Genomic DNA, 1,226 nt, shown 5'->3' on the forward strand with positions numbered 1-1,226 from the left:
AATAGAAAGTCTAGGAAACTTTGGAATAATAGCAGGAAGTACAGAAGCTATAAAAAATAGAGGAACCATTATAAATCAAAAAGGACTATTAATAAATGGGGCTGGTACTGATAATGTAACAGTTAATGCAGGAGATGGTGGAACAGTCGATGCAGAAGATGGTGGTGAAATAAATAATAAATTTATAATAAATACAGTGGAAAAAAATGAAGATTATGAAAAATTGAAAAATGAACAAGCTATTAATATTGAAAAACTTAATTCTAAATTGAATGGAAATACTAACTATAAAATTTCTGATAATAGTTTTAAGAACCTAATTCTTAATGGCTATGGAACTACTTTATTTGTAGATGGAGATTTATCACTAGATAATTCTATTATCAATGGTGGAGTAGATGGGAAAAGTGCTACTATCAAAGGAAGTAATAATATTGACAATTTAACTTTAACTAATGGTACAATAATCAACGGAAATATTGATTTAGATAAGGGAAATGATAATTTAACTTTAGATGATAAAACTCAAATTAATGGAGATTTATTAGGTGGAGATGGAGAGGATACTTTAACATTTAATTCTAATGGAGTATCAACATTTAGTGAAGATAGTGAAGAAAAAAATATTAATATTTTCCATAGTATAAGTGAATTTGAAAATATTAACATAGGAACTAAAGTAACACTTTTTGAAGATGCTAAAGTAACAGGAGCAGATAATATTACTATACAAGAAAATGGTAATTTAGTATTAAGAATAGATAGTACAAATAGAAACTCTCATGCTCTTTCTGGAAATAAAGGAACTATTTCATCAGAGGGAGGAAAACTTTTACTTGCTCTTAATGGAATAGGAGAGGGAGAAACTATTAATTTTGGAGATACTTCATTAGATGAAACTATGAAAGGAAATGAGGAAGCATTAAAAGAAATAACTATTGATACAACTTCACTTCTTCATAATATAAAAAAAATTAATGCTAATTCTGTGCAAGTAATAACAGTATCAGATATTCCTTATGTTAATAATATTAATTATAATCAATTAAATAAAATATATCAAAGTATGAGAATAACTGACCAAGTTAAAGAATTTAATATAACTGATGATAAAACTTTAACAGAGTTTACAAAATACTTAAATGATATTTATGCAGGAACACCTTATTCTTATTCAACTGAAATTTCTAGAAAAACTTTAACAATGTTTGATGAAATTGCAATTT

General features: G+C 26.1%; 1 pseudogene. It reads left to right on the forward strand.

Annotation, left to right across the window (positions count from 1 at the left end):
* Window positions 1-1,226 (forward strand): annotated as a pseudogene (locus T364_RS11145) (autotransporter domain-containing protein); the annotation flags it as partial.

Source organism: Fusobacterium perfoetens ATCC 29250 (genome assembly GCF_000622245.1).
Taxonomy (GTDB): Bacteria; Fusobacteriota; Fusobacteriia; order Fusobacteriales; family Fusobacteriaceae; genus Fusobacterium_B; species Fusobacterium_B perfoetens.